A 478-nucleotide genomic window follows, 5' to 3' on the forward strand; every position below is an offset into this window, starting at 1 on the left:
CCAATGAGCACATGCCACTGGTCCACGGGGAGCTGGCTGGTGACGATGGTGGAACGATGACCATAGCGATCTTCGAGGATTTCCAGGAGGTCGTGACGGGCACCAGCGTCGAGCGGCTCGAGCCCCCAGTCATCGAGGATCAGCAGATCGACACGGCCGAGCCCGCGCAATAGGCGCGGATGGCGACCGTCGCCGCGCGCGAGAGCGAGGTCATCGAACAGCCGCGGAACACGTTGATAGAGCACGGAGCGATTGTCACGGCAGGCCTTGTGGCCGAGCGCCGAGGCGAGCCAGCTCTTGCCGACGCCGGCCGGGCCGCAGATCAGCAGGTTGGCATGGTCATCGATCCAGCGGCCCTCGACAAGCTTGGCGAACAGCGGGCGGTCGAGGCCGCGCGGGGTGCGGTAGTCGATGTCCTCGACGCACGCTTGCTGACGCAGCTTCGCATAGCGCAGGCGGGTGGCGAGCCGCTTATCGT

At 66.5% G+C, this 478-nt stretch carries 1 protein-coding gene; it reads right to left on the minus strand.

Annotated features, from left to right (window positions below):
• On the minus strand, positions 1-478 hold a 478-nt coding region (locus tag OO68_RS48865; protein WP_167345957.1), incomplete at both ends, for an ATP-binding protein.

Origin of the sequence: Streptomyces iakyrus (assembly GCF_000717055.1) — a bacterium.
Classification (GTDB): Bacteria; Actinomycetota; Actinomycetes; order Streptomycetales; family Streptomycetaceae; genus Streptomyces; species Streptomyces iakyrus.